The organism is Campylobacter armoricus (assembly GCF_013372105.1).
GTDB classification, from domain to species: Bacteria; Campylobacterota; Campylobacteria; order Campylobacterales; family Campylobacteraceae; genus Campylobacter_D; species Campylobacter_D armoricus.
The window spans coordinates 618,274-634,932 of sequence record NZ_CP053825.1 but is presented as its reverse complement, the minus strand read 5'-3'; the positions used below and the strand labels follow the sequence as shown (position 1 = coordinate 634,932).

The window sequence follows — 16,659 nt, the reverse complement described above, 5'->3', positions numbered from 1 at the left end:
AATATAATGTCAAGAAAAATAATATATAATTTCTCAAAAAAGTATAAAAAGGAAGATTGATTATGGGATATATTGGTGTAGAACAAGCTATAAAAGAACTTCAAAATGGTAAGATGTTAGTAATGGTAGATGCTGAAGATAGAGAAAACGAAGGAGATTTGATTTTTCCTGCACAATTTAGCTCACAAGAAAAAGTAAATTTTGCCATCACTCACGCAAGAGGTGTAGTGTGTGTGGCCTTAAATGAAAATTTAGCAAAAAAATTTGAGCTACCTTTAATGGTACCTAAAAATACCTCAAATCACGAAACAGCTTTTACTATAACAGTAGATGCAAAAAAAGCAACAACAGGAGTAAGTGCTTATGAAAGAGATATGACAATTCAAATTTTTGTTGATGATAATGCAAATGCAAGCGATTTTGTGCGCCCTGGTCATATTAATCCTTTGATTGCAAAAAAAGGCGGGGTTTTAGAAAGAACGGGTCATACAGAAGGCACAGTGGATTTATGTCGCTTAGCAGGATTGAAAGAAGCTTGTGTAATATGCGAAATTGTTAAAGATGATGGAAGCATGGCTAGAAGAAGTGATTTACTTGAATTTTGTAAAAAACATAATATTAATATGATTACTATTTCAGATTTAATCGAATATCGTTTAAAAAACGAAAGTTTAATTTCTTTAATCAAAGAAGAAGAAAGTGTTTTAGCAGGTTTTAAAGTTAAAAAAATGACTTTTAAAGATCACAATAAAAATGAACATATAGCATTTAGTTTTGGTGATTTAAGAGAAAGTGAAAATGTTAAATTTTATCTTAGTGGAAGTGATTTTGAGCTATTAACTTCTAATAAATTCAATGAACTATTAAAACAAATTGAATATTTACATCAAGAAGGAGGTGTGATTATTTTTATGAAAAATGAAAAACAAGAAAATATTCAATTTAAAAACTATGGCATAGGGGCACAAATTTTAAGGTATTTAAAAATTTCAAAAATCAAACTTCTAAGTCAAAATACTGATAAAGAATTTATAGGTTTAAAAGGTTTTGGACTTAATATTATAAGCAATAATTTTAAAGTTTAAATTCTAAAAATTTAAATTTATCACCAAAACTAAACATCAAATTTTTACTTTGCTTGATAAAGTTTTTATAAATTTGGGGGTTGGTATTTTTAGCTTGCTCTATAATTTTTTCTAAACCAAAGTCAATTAAAGCTTGGTTTTGGTTTTTATACTCTAGTATTTCAAACCTTTCTTCTTTTAAAACTTGCATAAAATGTTCAAAATTTACATTATATGTAATATCACTTTTAGCATAAAAGTTTTTTAAATTCTCCTCAAAAAAGTCAAACACTTGATGATTTTTATACATTCTAATACTAATTTTATCTTCCTTCTTAGCATAATCAAAACATGCAAAAGTTAGTTTTCCACAAGCTTGTTTTAATTTGGATAAAAAAGCTTTATAAGAGATACAAAACTCACTATTAACAATAGCATATTTTTTACATTCGTTTAAAAAATTTTCATTCATTGGTTTAAAAACGATGTTTAAATCATCATCAACATATGCCATCATTTTATCTTTTATAAGCTCGCATGCAAAACAATCAAATAATTCATTAGCATAAAAAAAGGCATTCTTAAAATGACATTCTTCTAAAGAATTATAGATTTTAACATCTAATTCATACTCAATAAAAAGTTTTTTTTGCGTATTTCTTAATTTTTCATGTGGCTCTATAATACAACATTCAATCTGCTCTAAAATACCTGGTTTAAGCGTGTAAAGTGCTTGTATAAAATCAAGCATCAAATGACCTTCATTTGCCCCTATTTCTACAACTTCAACAGGTAAGGTTAGTTTTTTATCATCTATAAGTTTTAAAAAATGATTAGCTAATAACACTCCAAAAAGATTTCCAACACTAACTGCTGTATAAAAATCTCCATTTTTACCAATACTCACAGCTTGTGAGTAATATTCATCAATCCAATTTTGAAAAAACTCACTAAAAACTATCATTATAAAATATTAAATTTAGCTATAAAATCAAGCGGATCAACTTGCACACCATTAACTAAAATTCCAAAATGCAAATGCGGTCCAGTAACCCTACCACTAGCACCACTCAAACCTACAAGCTCGCCTTTTTTTATCTTTTGTCCAACTTTTACATTTAGTTTTGATAAATGATAATATTGTGAATAAATTCCATATCCATGATCAATCACCACTGAATTTCCTGCATAATAGCGATTTGAAGCAATTCTTACAATACCATCATTACTAGCATAAATTTTTGTTCCAGTTGCTGCTCTAAAATCAGTCCCACTATGATAGCTTTTTAAGCTATCATTAAACAATCTTGCTTTTCCAAAATCACTTGTAATTTTACTCCCTAGTGGATATATAAAATCCCCATTAAACAACGCAATATTGGTGTATGTATTATAAATTTTAATTGCATGATTGTATTCTTTACTAATACGCTCAAGAACTTCTTTAGGTGGATTTACCTTAGAAGCACTCACTTTTAAAAATTCTTTTTGATAACTTCCTTCGCTGAATTTTATTAAAATTTCTTCTTTAGAATTATCTTTAAACTCAACTATTAATTTTCTATTTTTAGGATTCTTATAAGGCATAGCTACACTAACAATAATTTTATTTTTATACTCAAAAGAAGGAAGATTTTTAGAATTTGAACTAATTTGTAAAAATTTATCTTTATCAAATTCTAAAAAAACCACTTGTCCTTTTACAAGATCAATTTCTCTAGCTTCTAAAACAAAAATAAAAAAACATAGAAAAAAAAGAATTTTTCTCATAAACTAAGCTCTTTAATATCAGCTATTTTTAGAAACTCACAATAAATTGCACACACCAAAGCTTGACGATTATTTTTGATATTTTCATCTTTATCATTAATCATCACTTTATCAAAAAAAGCATCAATTTGCGGTTTTAGTGCAAAAAGACTTTCTAAAAGCTCTTGGGTATTATTTTCTTTTATTTTGCACTGCATAAATACTTGATACAAATCTCTTTCTTCTTGAGTGCTAAATAAATTTTCATTAACCTGAGCTTCACTCAATATTGCAATATTTGCCAAACGCTTAAAAGTAGCAAAATTTTGACTAAAATCTACTTTACTTGCACTTTGAATTAAAGCTTTAATACAAGAATCAATATAAATAATATCATAAGTTCTAGAATTAAGCACTGCTTTAACAAAAGAAGCATTTACATCATAAAAAGTATATAAGCGTTCTAAAATAAAATCTAATAAAATTTTTAAATCAAAGTTTTTATATTCACTAGCTATTGCTTCTAAAAATACCTTAAGATCAAATTTTTTATTCAAAGCTAAAATAATTTTTAAAACACCATTTGCTGCTCTTCTTAAAGCATAAGGATCCTTTGTGCCGCTTGGAATTTTTCCCACAGAAAAAAGTCCCATAAGTGTATCAAGCTTACTAGCTAAAGCCACAATAGAGCTAAATTCACTACTTGGCATAGCTGAATTATCACCATTTGGAAGATATTGTTCTTTAATCGCTAAAGCAATTTCGTCACCCATACCCATAGCCTTAGCATAATAAGACCCCATAATACCTTGAAGATTGGTAAATTCATATACCATTTGGGTGCTAAGATCAGCTTTTGAGTATTCTATGGCTTTTAAAATTTCATCTTTATGAGAATTAGCAAAAACTTCACAAAGCTTAACAGCAATTTTTTGCTCTCTAGTAATTTTATCTTTTAAAGTTCCAAGCCCTTCAAGATAAATCATTTGACTTATTTTTTCATTATTTAAGCCCTGAGCTAAGTCATTTTTCCAAAAAAACATCGCATCGCTCAATCTTGCTCTTAAAACCCTTTCGTTTCCATTAATGATTTTAGAATAATCCTCGCAAACTGCATTAGAAACTACTATAAAATGATTGCTCAAAGTATTATTTTTAAATACCGCAAAATAGCGTTGATTTTCTCTCATAGAAGTAATAATAACTTCACTTGGAATTTCTAAATATTCTTTTTCAAAATGTCCTAACAGTGCTTTTGGATACTCCGTGATAGCTACAACTTCAGCTAAAAGCTCATCATCTTCTGCAATGATAATATCATTTTCTTTTTCAAGTGTTTTCAATTGCTCTATAATGAGTTTTTTTCTTTGTTCTTGATCTAAAATAATATAATTTTGCTCTAAAATTTTAAAATACTCATCAATATTTTCAAAAGACATTAAATCATAACTAACACTTCTATGCACAAAAGTACTTTTTGCACTTTTAACACCATAGCTTTCAAATTCAATTAATTCATCATTTAAAATACAACAAAGCGAACGAATAGCTCTGATAAATTCAAAACTACCATCACCCCATCTCATAGTTTTACCAAAACTCAAGCTTTTTAAGAAAGATTCTATCATTTGTGCTAAAACTGCTTTGCTCTGTAAGCCTTGCACTTGCTTTTGACAATATAATACTTCTCTACCCTTGATTTCTTTAAATTCAAGCTCTTCCTCTTTTAAACCACTTTTTTCTAAAAAACTAAGTCCTGCTTGAGTAAGTTTTCCATCTTTATAAGCTATCCCCTTAGGTGCACCTATAAATTCCACAAAAGAATCATCTTGTTTTTCTTTAAAAGTTTCATGAATAAAAACTAATCTTCTAGGAGTATAGAAAAATTTAAATTCTGATTTTAAATGATACTCTTGTAAAATCTTTTCCCATTTTTTACTAATATTTGGAAGTTCTTTTAATAAAGGAATAGCAGGAAGTTCTTCTGTGCCTATTTCTATTAACAATTTCATTTTACACTCTTTTTTAAAAAATTTTAGTGTATTTTACCTATTTTTTTTAAAATCTTTCTTTGTTTTTAATTTTTCTTCTCTTTGCTTGGCTTTTTCTTGCATTTGGCGGTTAAAACCAAATACAAGAAAAACCATAAAAGCTATAAACAAAGCAATAATAATATAATCTAACATCAATCCCAACACTCTGCGTTTTTAATACCAAGTTTTGAAGCACTAAATACAGGATCTCTACCTTGTCTTTTTTGCTCACTAAAGTCTTTTAATACTTTTTTAACTATACCACCAAGTAATAAAATAGAAATGATATTAATTGTGGCCATAAACGCCATGGTAGTATCAGCTAAATCCCATGCAAATTTTAAATCCATATTTGCACCGATAAAAATCATAAGCACAGCACTTGCTTTAAAAAGATTGATAATAATAGGATTTTGAGTAAGGTATTTAATGTTTGCTTGAGCATAATAATAATTTCCTATCAAAGAAGTAATAGCAAATAAAACTATACTAACAGTAGTAAAATGCACTCCTAAATTTCCATAATATTCTTTCATAGATTCTTGTACTAAAGGTAGAGCTGTTAAAATAGGCTTACCATCTACGCCGATATTATTTGCATAAGCAAGAGAAAATAATACTAAAAATCCTGAACTTGTACAAATAATCACATCGATTAATACAGAAAATGCTTGAATAACTCCTTGTTTTGCAGGGTGAGTCGTAAGAGCTGAAGCTGCTGCATTTGGCGCTGAACCCATACCTGCCTCATTTGAAAATAACCCTCTTTTTATACCTATAACCAAAGCAGAACCCGCAAATCCACCAAAAATAGCTTCAAAATCAAAAGCGCTTTTAAAAATCATAGAAAATACTTCTGGAATTTTATCAAAGTTCATAAACATTGCTATGATAGACAACCCCACATAAATCATCGCCATAATAGGAACGATAACAGAACTTACTTTACCTATTTTAGTATGATCACCAAAAAACATATAAGCAGCAAAAACAGCTAAAATAGCCCCAATCACAATAGGCCACCAACTTTGCGCAAAACTTACTTCGCTAGCATTAACCATGCCTTTATAGTAAAACTCAAATGCCGAAGTCATAGTCTGACTTTGTAGCCCATTAAACCCATAAGCATAAGTGATAATTAAAATCACTGCAAAAACAGCTCCAAGCCATTTTAAATTTAAAGCTTTACTGATATAATAAGCAGGTCCACCCTTAAAACTTTTTCCATCACGACTTTTATACACTTGCGCTAAAGTACTTTCTGCAAAAGCTGAAGCACCGCCAAAAAATGCCATAGCCCACATCCAAAATAAAGCCCCAGGTCCACCTAAAACAACCGCTACTGCAATACCTGCAATATTTCCTATACCTACTCTTGATGCTGTTGAAATCATCAAAGCTTGAAAAGGAGTAATATGGTGTTTTTCATGCTTTTCTTGCTTTTCTGTTAAGATATCAAACACATAAGGAAGCATTCTAAACTGCACAAAACCTGTTAAATAGCTATAATAAAATCCTGTAATAATAAGTAAAACTACTAAAATAGAATAATACTGATTATTTACAAAGCCAATAAATTGAGATATTAGATCCATATTTATCTCCTTTTATAATTTTCAAATATAAATTTATCATAAAAAAATGAATTTGTCATAAAAAAATATAATTTTATATTAAATTTATTTTATTTTTTAAAGCTATGTGTAAATTTAACCTACCTAACAAATCCAATCAAAACACATTCAGATATTTTAAGTAAAAAGAAAACTTAATTTTTATACACTTAGATTTTTAATTTTACTAAGGTGTTTAAATTGAAACAAAATACAATGAAGTTTTTTGTGTTTTTTACTATTATCATTTTTTGGGCTTATTTTTCATTTCCTATTGAAATTTTACAAGTTAAAGATCTAAATGGATTAGCTACAGGAGAATATGCTTACACCATAGAAGCTAAATCTTATGTGCGTAGTTACTTCACAACACTTGGCTTAACAATAGGCGGAATTTCAATAGGTATAATACTTGGATTTTTCTTAACATTTTTAAGATTTTTAGAAATTAAAAGTTTAAATTTTATTATAGATGAATATATAGATATTATACGCGGAACTCCTTTGCTTTTGCAACTTTTAATTTTTTCCGTAGTAATTTTTGCTACTTGGAGTGATAATTTTTATGTAGCTATTATTGCTCTTGGGCTCAATAGTTCAGCCTATGTAGCTGAAATCATAAGAAGTGGGATTCAAAGTGTTGATAAAGGACAAATGGAAGCAGCAAGAGCTATGGGACTTAGCTATTCAAGCTCAATGAGAATAATTATTTTTCCACAGGCTATTAAAAATATTTTACCTTCATTAATGAATGAATTTATTTCTTTATTTAAAGAAACTTCCATAGTTGGTTATATTAGCGTTATGGATATTACCATGCAAAGCAAAAGCCTGCAAGCAATTTACTATAATCCTAAGCCTATTATTTTTACAGGACTTGTATATTATGTAAGTGTAAAATTTTTAACACTGATTGCTAGATTTATAGAAATGAGATTAAACAAGCATGATTAAAATTGAAAATTTAATTAAAAAATATGGTGAATTAGAAGTTTTAAAAGATATTAGTATTAAAATAAATAAGGGTGATATTATAGCCATTATTGGTCCTAGCGGGGGTGGCAAAAGTACTTTTTTACGATGCTTAAATAAACTTGAGACACCAGATAGTGGCAATATTTATATCAATAATATAAATATACTCGACAAAAAAACAGATATAAATAAAATTCGTCAAAAAGTAAGTATGGTGTTTCAGCATTTTAATCTTTTTAACAATAAAAATGTTTTAGAAAATTTATGTTTAGCTCCAGTTCAAACTAAAATTATGAATAAAGATGAGGCAATAAAAAAAGCGAGAGAATTACTAAAAAAAATTGGTTTAAGTGATAAAGAAAATTATTTTCCTCATAAACTTTCAGGTGGGCAAAAACAGCGTATTGCTATAGCAAGATCTTTAATGATGAATCCTGATGTTATTTTATTTGATGAGCCAACTTCAGCACTAGATCCTGAAATGATAGGTGAGGTTTTAAATATCATGAAAGAAGTAGCAAAAGAGGGTCTTACTATGCTTGTAGTTACGCACGAAATGGGTTTTGCAAGGAATGTAGCTAATCGGATTTTTTTTATGGATAAGGGTATTATAGCAGTAGATGAATGCCCTAAAATAGCCTTTAAAAATCCAAAAAACGAAAGATTAAAAGAATTTCTAAATCAAGTTTTAAACCATTAATATTTTTCAAAAGAGATGAAATTTTGTCTCAATGCTTCATAACTCACTATACCTACGCTAGTAGCTAAATTTAAACTTCTACCACACTCTTTCATAGGTATAGTAATAGCATTTTCCCATTTTTTTTGCATTAAATCCATAGGCAAACCAAAACTTTCACTACCAAAAAATAAAAAATCACCTTTTTGATAACTTACATCAAAATAAGTTTGAGTAGTCTTGGTTGTTGCAAAGAAAAATCTATCTTGAAATTTCTTATATTCTTTTAAAAAATCTTCTAAGCTATCCCACAGCAAAGGATCTAATTTTTTCCAATAATCAAGCCCTGCTCTTTTAACCGCTTTTTCATTAATGCTAAATAAAGGATTGATAATATGCAAAGTAAAGCCTGCATTAAAACACATTCTACCTATACTTCCCGTATTTTGCGGTATGCGTGGTTCAACCAAAACTATATGAAACATAAATAATCCTTTGGTGTCCCCAGCAAGGTTCGAACTATGCTATAAAATAGCTTATTTATAGACATTTTATACCAAAAATTCACAAATAGGTATAAAATGGGTATAATTTGCTAAGAACATATATTTTTTTATTTTTCAAAAGATACTTTAAAATATATTAGATAAAACTTAATTATATAAATCATATCTTAATATCTTTTTCATTTAAAATATCTAAGGTATCAAAACTATACCAATTCTCATTTAATAGATTTTTAGTTACCATTTGGGCATCTTCTTTTGAAGCTTCGCCAAAAAATACATTCTCATCTTCTTTACTACTATTTAAAGACAAACTAGCTTCTTTTAGATTAGAACCTAAAAATATATCACTAATATAGCCTATAATATCTGAAGATGTAGCATCTTTATTAATTAAAACATCCACTATAGGAGTTTGATTAGAAATTGCCGTATTAATATCAACTCCCATTTTATATCCAGCACTTATCAATCCTGCAACAGCTAAAACCAATTTTAATATTTTATTTGCTTTAGCTAAAGAACTTCCATTATCCACTATGCCTAAAAAACTTAATGCATCTATAACGCCTCCAAGCGTGCTAAGTGCGATTGTTATATTAGTTATAATTGTAGCCGAAGCTCCACCTATCATACCGCCCAAAGCTCCACCTATAACCCCACCAGTATAAAAACTAATAAAAACAATCACAGCAGCAGCAACAGGAGCTATTATAAACTCCCACCATTCCTTATCTTCTTCTACATAAAGATCATACATGCTATCCCATAAAATAAACCATCTATCTTTTCTACCATAAGGCATATTGCTTTCATTATTATAGCAAGGGGTTAAAAAGCTTCTTGAGCTAAAAAGAGTTCTAGAGCCTTGCAATATCACCCCTTGTTCATATATAATTTGGCTTAAATTCCCATTAAAAACCATAGGCGTAAAAATATCACCAAATCTAGATTTTTTAATATTTTCTTCAAACGCCTTTGCAAAATCAATGCTTTTGGCTGGAGCATTAAAATAGCTTTTTGTATTTGCAAGCAAATCAACAACCACAACATCTTTATTTAATCGCATAAACTCATAATAATAAGGTGCTAAGTTATAATAATAAATAGGTTTTTCATTAGTTCCTATTTTCACTCTTTTGGGTGTAAAATTCTTATCTGGTAAATTAAACCTAGGTTCTAGCAAAGCTCCATTTACGATTTTTGATTTAACTAAGAAATATTGTGGTTTTACAAATACTTCACTATCGCTATCCCAACTAACACTTTTTAACATTTTAGCTTGTGGAACTTTGTGTAGGTCATTGAAAGTAATTTTTTTATAAAAATAATAAAACCCTTCTAGTTCTTTTTGATATTTAAAAAGATATTTTGTATCAGTTACTACATTTTTTGATAAATTTGCATCATATAGTAAAATATCTTTAGCTTTTCTCACAATATTGCAAGTATCATGATATATTCCATTTTTATCTCCTGGATCTCCCCTATACCATTCATAAGGATTTTGACCCACAAAAAATTGATTTAACCCCAAATCCCCGCTATTGTGGTAATTATAAGGAGCTCTAGAAGGACTTTTAATATCATAATAATCAATTCCATAAGAATTTGGGAAAAGTGGATGATAAACTTTTGTTTTTACAGCCCTACCCTTTCTTATTAGCTGTTTATGTAAAAGTTCTACATATTTATGAACAAAAGTAGTTCCATATATAAACCAAGATTGATAACATTCTACATATCCTATCTCATTTGCATTTTGTGGATATTTAGCTCTTAAAAAATATTTTGGAGTTCTATATTTTTTATCAATCATTTATCTATTTTTTCAATTTTTTCTTTTACCCAAGCTTCTAACTCTTTTGGTATTTCAAGCCCGCCTGCACTTAGTCCAAAACTATATCCTTGTGCTACTTTTGCCGCTTCTATTCTTAACATATCATCTATTTGTTCTCGTTGTCTATCTATGAGTGCTGGTTTTTTCTTTTCAGTTTCTATTTGCGCTTGTATTAATTTTTTCTTTTCAATGTTTAATTCATTTTCATCGCCTTGTAATATCATGCCCAAAGCTGTAGTTTGGCTTTGTGCTACTATGCTTTGCCCTACTAAAGATAATGCATTAGCCAAGGTCTTAAACTGCTCTTCATTTTTAATCACATCATTTTTTATACTATCATCTAATATCTTTTTTAACTCTCCAAATGGGGATTTTTCAGCCAAACTTAACTCTAAAATTTCAGGGTATATTTTTTTAAACTGACTTAATCTTTGCTCATAATTATTCATTGTTTAGCTCCTTGATTTTTTCTATATTAATCTCACATTGCTTATAGTGATAAAAAAGCTCACTATAAGCTTTTAATATATCTAATTCATTTTTAACAACAGGCCTTTTTAAAGGCTCTAAGCTTAAAAGCTCATTTGGTATTTGCACTTTTTGAATTTGTATTTTGGTTAATACTTGTGTTTTGCTCCCACAACCTATCAAGCATAGTATTAAAAAGCTTAGTAGTGTTAGTTTCATTGCTTTTGGATATATAGTTTTTAACATCATCAACCTTTGTTTTGATTTGATTTTTTTGAATATTTGCATAAAAGAGTGCTTTTAGCTCTTGTTCGTGTCTTATTTTAAGCTCCTGAGTAATCCTCGTGAGTTCATTATTTACACCCAAAGCTAAATTTAAATCACTTTGGCTTTTTTCTAATTTTGCATTTGTGCTATCTAGTTTAAGATATAAATATCCTACTAAGATTGCCATTAGAGCTAAAGCAATATAAAGCTTTGTATTTTTAAATAAAAGATTTATCATTTCTTATTTTAAAAGTTTAAGTAGATTTGAGTATAATTTCAAAGGGTGGAACACCAAAGGTGGCCGCCTTTGGTGTTAATCAACACCCAGTTAGGTGGTGATTAAAATTGAACCATAAAATTCTAGTAATAATTATACTACTTTGTATAATTATAGTCAAGGCTTGTTAGCTTTGATTTCCCCTTTAAAAGGGGACTAGAATACCACCTTTGGCCTACTTAAAGCTTACTCCTTTCTTAATTTAAGCATAAGTCCATCGTGCTTTTTTGCCACGCGTATCAACATGCACAAAACCTGCATAAGCATTGTTAAAATTATGCTTGATAGCAATTCCTAAAGCTAATTCACCAAAACTATCTAAAACATATTGATGAACTTCTTCTGTTTTAACACCCTTAACTATAAAATCTACTGCACTACCTAAGGTATGTTGAGACTTAGCAGCTCCACCTACCTTAGCATTATGAGAAGCACACCTATAGGCACTATTTATAATCACAGGTGCATTAAAATGCTCTCTAATTTGACAAAGAATGTCTATAAGCTCATCACTTGGCACACCTTTTGGCAATTTGCATTTTCCACATTTGCATTTAAATTCACTCTCTTTAAAATATTTATTTTCTTTCATTTATTCTCCTTTTTTTGGTGCAATTAAAAACAAATTAGCATGAGCACCATAATCTTGAAATAAATTGTTTTGCTCATCATTAACACTAGTGTTGCTTTGATAATAAGCTTTGTTATAATCATCAAAGATATATCCAGCGTGATTTTCATTTTCTTTAGCAGTGCCAAAAGGTGGTAAAACTTCAACTTCATAAGGGATAGTCTCTTTTATCTCACCCGCTTTTGCTATAATCTTTTCAACACTTAAACTATGTATATATACTTGTCCATAATGCCCTGTGCCTCTTGCAAAAATTTTATTAGGAACTTCTTCATTAAAAAGTATAATTTCTACCTCATATTCTCCATTTGCATTCCATAGACAACAAGTTGTCCAACCTGCCCCAACTGCAGCACTATTATCAAAATTATAATAACGCATTAAAGCTTGATGGATATGATGAGTAGATCTATAAATATCAGTTGTTTTTATTTTTCCTAAAACTTCATCTTTGGCTAAAATTTCAGAAAGACAATCTATTCTTTGTGGTTGTGGAGCATTAGAAGTTCCACCTATGCCACTTTTTTTGATAATAAAATTACCTTCATCATAATTAGCAGCTGTGCTTTCATCAGCCTTTATAGTATGAGCAAAGCCATTAGAAAAAGCAAACAATACATCACTCAAACAGCCACCATATTGCCCTGATAAAGTTTTAACTTTAAATTTTATTTTTGTATATTCTTCATTGGCTATTTTTTTCTTAGAAAACAAATCAAGCCATACCGAACCTTTTCCTTGATTTCTTATGCATAAATAAATAGTAGAGGCTTCCTCATTAACATAATTTATTAGCGTCCCAACTTCAGCTTTTACATCAGCATTTGGCAACTCATAAGAAGTAACAAAACCTGCTTCTTTTTGTGGTAGATTACTTATGATTTCTTCTATCATAGGTTTTAGCTCTTCTTTAGAGGAACCATCTCCTTTTTCTCCTTTTTCTCCTTTTTCTCCTTTTTCTCCTTTTTCTCCTTTTTCTCCTTTTTCTCCTTTTTCTCCTTTTTCTCCTTTTTCTCCTTTTTCTCCTTTTTCTCCTTTTTCTCCTTTTTCTCCTTTTTCTCCTTTTTCTCCAGGCTCCCCTTTAACTCCAGGTTCCCCTTTTTCCCCTTTTAAACTATCTTGATTTTGGCTAATATAAGATAAAATACCTTCTTTTATACTATCATCTAGATTTATTTTATCTAGCTCTTCTTTTACAATCTTTGCCAATTCTTCCTTATCTATCTTACCACTCTCATAAAATTGAACTAATTTTTCCATTTTGTTTTTAAGCTCTTCTAAGCTTTCATTTTGTGTTTGGATAACTTGTTCTAAACTCATTTTATTCCTTTCAAAAAACATTTAATCATATGAAAAGCATTGCATGCATGATAAAAAATAAAAGTTTTAATTTTAGAGCAACCAAGCTCACTCATGGCTTCTTTTAAAACTCTATCTGCTAACTTATAATCATCTTTTGAATATGATTGTTGGCATAAATAATCATGCACCACAACAGCACTTAAATATTCAGGTGAATTTGGTGGAAAAATACTCCAAAAAATCCTAGGAATATCAGCTCCATTACTTTTAAAGCCTTTTGGCACACCCACTTCCAAAATCCCAACCTTGATCTTATATTCTTGCACTAGCTCAAATCTATCTTTTCCAAATGGTTTAACCACAACCCTTTTAATCTCTTCTTTTATCATCTTGCTTGTCCTTTTCTTCTTCTTTTATATAAGTATTAGTTTTTAAAAAACCACTTGAAAAATTCTTTATTTTTTCAACTGCAATATTGTAAATATCCACTTCTGCTATTGCTTTTTTCGTTTTTATGCATTGGATATTAATCATCACTGAAATGATTTCTCCTAAAATCAAGAAGCTAAAACTATAATCTACAAAATAATACAAAGCATCTATTTGCTTTGCACCTAAAGCAAACATAAAAGGTATTCCTAGCATTAAAAACTTTGACAAAAGATCAGAAAAGGTATAAGCTTTGACACTTTCATTCAAAGCTAAAGTTCTACAAAAACCAACTACTGCCCCAAACAAAAAAATAACAAATAATGTAATAGCCTGAGCTTCCTTAATGCCAGTATATGCTAAAAACTGAAAGAAAAAAGCTAAGATAAAAGAACCTCCAAATAAAGCTATATTGGCTGAATTTTCTAAATGTTGCATATTAATTCTCCCAAATAAATTCAAGTCTTAAAAAAGGTAAGTTAATAGCTTGTATGTGATAAAAAGCATTCTTTGCGTGTTTTTCATAGTGATATTCACGCATAGCTTTTGTGGTAAAAAAGATAAAATTTCTTTCATCTTTTTTATAGTTTTTTACATTAGCTCTTAGAAAATAAGAAATATCTATAACAAAATATCCTTCCACTTCCAAAGCTTCATTTTTTAATTTATTAAAGTATAAATATTCAGTAGCAATGTGTGGTATTTTTAATCTTTGCTCTTCGCCATATCTTTGTTTGTCTCCACCGATTAAAGCCATCCATACAAAATTATCAATCACTTCTTTAGAATTAATCAAAAATGCATCTTTTTTGATAAAAAGTTTAATTTCATCATTTTTATTAAGTCTTTTTAAAGAGCAAATATCATCAAGTTCTAAATCAAGTTCAAGTAATTTATCATTAATGCTTAGATAAAAATTGCTTTTATCATAAACTTGTTTTAAAATTTCATCTCTTGCTATGATATTTTCTAAAGAATTTTTTATTTCATACATTTCAGAGCTTAATGTTGGAAGTCTTTTATCAAGATGTTTATATATTTGATTAGCTCTTAAAAAAGCATCTATTTCCATTCTAGCTTTTTGTTTATCAGCTTTGAAAAAATCAGGATTGTTTTTATAAATTTCTTTTTGCAAAGCACAAGTGTAGGATTTTTTAAGTCCTGTGTCTTTTCTTTCTATCACGCAACTTGCTTTGCAATAATGAAAATAATCACATTCTAAACAATCTTTGCTAAGCTCTAAAGAATTTTCTAATAATTGAATGTTTTTATAAGCATTAAACTCTATTTCTTGAAAACTTTGATTTAAAATATTTCCACTTTTTAATTCTTTCAAAGCTTGCGATCTATGACAAATGAAACTATCGCCATTTTTTTGAATTAAAAGATGATTAGAGCAGTTTATACTATTGTTGCAATATCCACCCAAAAACTCTTTAAACCAAAAATGTTCTAGTGCAAAAGCATATTTAGTGTCTTTTAGCTTTTCTCTTAAGCCTTTATAAAAATTTAACATAGCTTCATCACTAGCCATAGCAAATTCTTTATTTGCATTAGCACTTTGATAAGCAAACATAATATAAAAATCATTTGCCATATCAAAACCTAAGCCCTCAAGCATATAAATATCTTTTACAAACTCATCTACATTTAAATGCTCACTAGTCATAGTCGCTGAAATTTGCTTAAAATATGGATAAGTGCTTAAAAGTTCTATCATTTTTAAGGTTTTTTCTAAAGTGCTTTTTCCATTTTTCAATACTCTATATTTTTCATGCATTCTTAAAGGTAAATCCACGCTAGCACTAATGCCAACTTGATATTTTTTAAAAAGCTCATAGAATTTATCTAGATTGTAAAGATTAGTTTTTAAATGCACTAAATGATTGATTGTTTTTTCTTTTTCAAAAAGTTTAATATAATGCTTATTTTCTTTAAAATAATCATCAATCGCACTTAATAAATCTTCACTATCTTTTAATGAGCAAGTACTAAATTCAGCTCCATGTAAAAACACTTCTGTGATAATCACTCCATCATCTTTTAATTTTTTAGCTATTTTTTTAAATTGCTCTGCCATATCACTTGTTTTTTCTTTTTGCTCTGTTAATTTTCCAAGATAGCAATAACTACATGCAAAATTACAATATGAATTTGGCACAAAAGTTAAACTTTTTCCTATCATTAAAAACCCTTTGCTTTCTTAAAAAGTTCATCTACTTCATCATCACTTAATTTTGCTTGTTGTTGAAAAAACAAAATAAGCTCGTTATTTCTTTCAAATTCTGTTGCATATTCCCAGCTTATTTGAGTTGCCTTAGGAGCACTTTGCATCATAGTTTCTATTGTCTCTAAAAGTCCTACTTCTAAAAGCGCTAATTTAGCTTGTCTTATACTTATCTTTCTTGGCACTCCTTTTTCATCATAATCACTCATTCTTTCTTGCATTAAAGGATGATTGTTAATGAGCGCATCAACTTCTTCTTTTAAAATACTTTGTGCTATTTCTTTTAAGCTAGGGATATTAACTTGTTCTTTATCTACTTTTGTATAGCAAGGTAAGATTTCATCTTCATTCATTTCTTCTATGGGTTTATGCCCCCAAGTTAAAGTATAAATTTGATGCAAGAAAAAATCATATTTATCATCATCTTTTTTTTCTAAGCATTTTTGCAATGAAGCTTTACTTTCATTTAAGTGCTTGGCTTTGTTGATACTTTTTTGATCACTAGTACCATCTAGTGCTAAAAGCTTTTGTTCTATTCTAGATATAGTAGTTTCAAGTTCTAAAAAATCATTATTGTTTAGATTATAAAACATAGTATT

19 protein-coding genes are annotated in these 16,659 nt (G+C 28.8%); 3 read left to right on the top strand and 16 right to left on the bottom strand.

From position 1 onward, the window contains the following. Positions 1 to 62: 62 nt before the first annotated feature. The gene (locus CARM_RS03360) at positions 63 to 1,085 is read left to right on the top strand and encodes a bifunctional 3,4-dihydroxy-2-butanone 4-phosphate synthase/GTP cyclohydrolase II (protein ID WP_139425003.1); all 1,023 of its coding nucleotides are present in this window, start codon (positions 63 to 65) and stop codon (positions 1,083 to 1,085) included. Here the strand turns inward: CARM_RS03360 and CARM_RS03355 are convergent. The 5 genes from CARM_RS03355 to CARM_RS03335 are packed head-to-tail and all read right to left on the bottom strand — an operon-like array spanning position 1,075 to position 6,441. Next, positions 1,075 to 2,025: an SAM-dependent methyltransferase gene (locus CARM_RS03355; protein ID WP_328591431.1), complete on the bottom strand. Its 951-nt coding sequence runs from the start codon at positions 2,023 to 2,025 to the stop codon at positions 1,075 to 1,077. The two genes, CARM_RS03360 and CARM_RS03355, sit on opposite strands and share 11 nt — an antisense overlap. A 2-nt stretch (positions 2,026 to 2,027) precedes the next feature. After that, on the bottom strand, positions 2,028 to 2,834 hold the full coding sequence (gene pgp3 / locus CARM_RS03350; protein ID WP_139424997.1) for a peptidoglycan metallopeptidase Pgp3: 807 nt from the start codon (positions 2,832 to 2,834) through the stop codon (positions 2,028 to 2,030). After that, positions 2,831 to 4,825 (bottom strand): glycine--tRNA ligase subunit beta, encoded by a 1,995-nt coding sequence (gene glyS / locus CARM_RS03345; protein WP_139424994.1) that lies wholly within the window; start codon positions 4,823 to 4,825, stop codon positions 2,831 to 2,833. Before glyS ends, pgp3 begins: the two co-directional genes overlap by 4 nt. A gap of 33 nt (positions 4,826 to 4,858) precedes the next feature. Continuing rightward, entirely contained in the window at positions 4,859 to 4,999 is a 141-nt protein-coding gene (locus tag CARM_RS03340; protein ID WP_167507489.1) for a hypothetical protein, read from the bottom strand. Next, positions 4,999 to 6,441 carry an alanine/glycine:cation symporter family protein gene (locus tag CARM_RS03335; RefSeq protein WP_139424992.1) on the bottom strand — a complete coding sequence of 481 codons (1,443 nt, stop codon included), beginning with the start codon at positions 6,439 to 6,441 and terminating at the stop codon, positions 4,999 to 5,001. Before CARM_RS03335 ends, CARM_RS03340 begins: the two co-directional genes overlap by 1 nt. Before the next feature lie 219 nt (positions 6,442 to 6,660). Between CARM_RS03335 and CARM_RS03330 the strand changes: the two genes are divergently transcribed. Together CARM_RS03330 and CARM_RS03325 are read left to right on the top strand one after the other, a co-directional pair. Then, positions 6,661 to 7,413 (top strand): amino acid ABC transporter permease, encoded by a 753-nt coding sequence (locus tag CARM_RS03330; protein ID WP_139424990.1) that lies wholly within the window; start codon positions 6,661 to 6,663, stop codon positions 7,411 to 7,413. Continuing rightward, on the top strand, positions 7,406 to 8,134 hold the full coding sequence (locus tag CARM_RS03325) for an amino acid ABC transporter ATP-binding protein (protein WP_139424987.1): 729 nt from the start codon (positions 7,406 to 7,408) through the stop codon (positions 8,132 to 8,134). The genes CARM_RS03330 and CARM_RS03325 overlap by 8 nt, the downstream gene beginning before the upstream one ends. On the opposite strand, the gene CARM_RS03320 is transcribed toward CARM_RS03325, so the two are convergent. From CARM_RS03320 to CARM_RS03270, 11 genes are all read right to left on the bottom strand, one after another. Next, on the bottom strand, positions 8,131 to 8,598 hold the full coding sequence (locus CARM_RS03320; protein ID WP_139424984.1) for a tRNA (cytidine(34)-2'-O)-methyltransferase: 468 nt from the start codon (positions 8,596 to 8,598) through the stop codon (positions 8,131 to 8,133). The two genes, CARM_RS03325 and CARM_RS03320, sit on opposite strands and share 4 nt — an antisense overlap. 181 nt (positions 8,599 to 8,779) lie before the next feature. Beyond that, on the bottom strand, positions 8,780 to 10,438 hold the full coding sequence (locus CARM_RS03315) for a hypothetical protein (protein WP_139424981.1): 1,659 nt from the start codon (positions 10,436 to 10,438) through the stop codon (positions 8,780 to 8,782). Then, the gene (locus tag CARM_RS03310) at positions 10,435 to 10,908 is read right to left on the bottom strand and encodes a hypothetical protein (RefSeq protein ID WP_139424978.1); all 474 of its coding nucleotides are present in this window, start codon (positions 10,906 to 10,908) and stop codon (positions 10,435 to 10,437) included. Before CARM_RS03310 ends, CARM_RS03315 begins: the two co-directional genes overlap by 4 nt. Beyond that, the gene (locus tag CARM_RS08580; protein WP_236633228.1) at positions 10,901 to 11,056 is read right to left on the bottom strand and encodes a hypothetical protein; all 156 of its coding nucleotides are present in this window, start codon (positions 11,054 to 11,056) and stop codon (positions 10,901 to 10,903) included. Before CARM_RS08580 ends, CARM_RS03310 begins: the two co-directional genes overlap by 8 nt. Next, on the bottom strand, positions 11,040 to 11,432 hold the full coding sequence (locus CARM_RS03300; protein WP_139424971.1) for a hypothetical protein: 393 nt from the start codon (positions 11,430 to 11,432) through the stop codon (positions 11,040 to 11,042). Before CARM_RS03300 ends, CARM_RS08580 begins: the two co-directional genes overlap by 17 nt. A 241-nt stretch (positions 11,433 to 11,673) precedes the next feature. Next, positions 11,674 to 12,063 (bottom strand): YcbK family protein, encoded by a 390-nt coding sequence (locus tag CARM_RS03295; protein ID WP_139424968.1) that lies wholly within the window; start codon positions 12,061 to 12,063, stop codon positions 11,674 to 11,676. Then, complete coding sequence (locus CARM_RS03290; RefSeq protein WP_176300992.1) at positions 12,064 to 13,422, bottom strand: hypothetical protein; 1,359 nt, start codon at positions 13,420 to 13,422, stop codon at positions 12,064 to 12,066. Then, on the bottom strand, positions 13,419 to 13,793 hold the full coding sequence (locus CARM_RS03285; protein WP_139424962.1) for a DUF1353 domain-containing protein: 375 nt from the start codon (positions 13,791 to 13,793) through the stop codon (positions 13,419 to 13,421). The genes CARM_RS03290 and CARM_RS03285 overlap by 4 nt, the downstream gene beginning before the upstream one ends. After that, positions 13,774 to 14,271 (bottom strand): hypothetical protein, encoded by a 498-nt coding sequence (locus CARM_RS03280; protein WP_139424959.1) that lies wholly within the window; start codon positions 14,269 to 14,271, stop codon positions 13,774 to 13,776. The genes CARM_RS03285 and CARM_RS03280 overlap by 20 nt, the downstream gene beginning before the upstream one ends. A gap of 1 nt (position 14,272) precedes the next feature. Next, a complete protein-coding gene (locus CARM_RS03275; RefSeq protein ID WP_139424956.1) occupies positions 14,273 to 16,018 on the bottom strand; it encodes a radical SAM/SPASM domain-containing protein in 1,746 nt (581 codons plus the stop codon). After that, the gene (locus tag CARM_RS03270) at positions 16,018 to 16,653 is read right to left on the bottom strand and encodes a hypothetical protein (RefSeq protein ID WP_139424953.1); all 636 of its coding nucleotides are present in this window, start codon (positions 16,651 to 16,653) and stop codon (positions 16,018 to 16,020) included. Before CARM_RS03270 ends, CARM_RS03275 begins: the two co-directional genes overlap by 1 nt. Positions 16,654 to 16,659 lie beyond the last annotated feature (6 nt).

Bases quoted from the DNA above. Each gene is read 5' to 3' on its own strand.
- CARM_RS03295 (WP_139424968.1), bottom strand. From the start codon at position 12,063: ATGAAAGAAAATAAATATTTTAAAGAGAGTGAATTTAAATGCAAATGT.
- pgp3 (WP_139424997.1), bottom strand. From the start codon at position 2,834: ATGAGAAAAATTCTTTTTTTTCTATGTTTTTTTATTTTTGTTTTAGAA.
- CARM_RS03315 (WP_139424981.1), bottom strand. From the start codon at position 10,438: ATGATTGATAAAAAATATAGAACTCCAAAATATTTTTTAAGAGCTAAA.
- CARM_RS03325 (WP_139424987.1), top strand. From the start codon at position 7,406: ATGATTAAAATTGAAAATTTAATTAAAAAATATGGTGAATTAGAAGTT.
- glyS (WP_139424994.1), bottom strand. From the start codon at position 4,825: ATGAAATTGTTAATAGAAATAGGCACAGAAGAACTTCCTGCTATTCCT.
- CARM_RS03360 (WP_139425003.1), top strand. From the start codon at position 63: ATGGGATATATTGGTGTAGAACAAGCTATAAAAGAACTTCAAAATGGT.
- CARM_RS03280 (WP_139424959.1), bottom strand. From the start codon at position 14,271: ATGCAACATTTAGAAAATTCAGCCAATATAGCTTTATTTGGAGGTTCT.
- CARM_RS03275 (WP_139424956.1), bottom strand. From the start codon at position 16,018: ATGATAGGAAAAAGTTTAACTTTTGTGCCAAATTCATATTGTAATTTT.
- CARM_RS03320 (WP_139424984.1), bottom strand. From the start codon at position 8,598: ATGTTTCATATAGTTTTGGTTGAACCACGCATACCGCAAAATACGGGA.
- CARM_RS03290 (WP_176300992.1), bottom strand. From the start codon at position 13,422: ATGAGTTTAGAACAAGTTATCCAAACACAAAATGAAAGCTTAGAAGAG.
- CARM_RS03270 (WP_139424953.1), bottom strand. From the start codon at position 16,653: ATGTTTTATAATCTAAACAATAATGATTTTTTAGAACTTGAAACTACT.
- CARM_RS03340 (WP_167507489.1), bottom strand. From the start codon at position 4,999: ATGTTAGATTATATTATTATTGCTTTGTTTATAGCTTTTATGGTTTTT.
- CARM_RS03310 (WP_139424978.1), bottom strand. From the start codon at position 10,908: ATGAATAATTATGAGCAAAGATTAAGTCAGTTTAAAAAAATATACCCT.
- CARM_RS03300 (WP_139424971.1), bottom strand. From the start codon at position 11,432: ATGATAAATCTTTTATTTAAAAATACAAAGCTTTATATTGCTTTAGCT.
- CARM_RS03335 (WP_139424992.1), bottom strand. From the start codon at position 6,441: ATGGATCTAATATCTCAATTTATTGGCTTTGTAAATAATCAGTATTAT.
- CARM_RS03285 (WP_139424962.1), bottom strand. From the start codon at position 13,793: ATGATAAAAGAAGAGATTAAAAGGGTTGTGGTTAAACCATTTGGAAAA.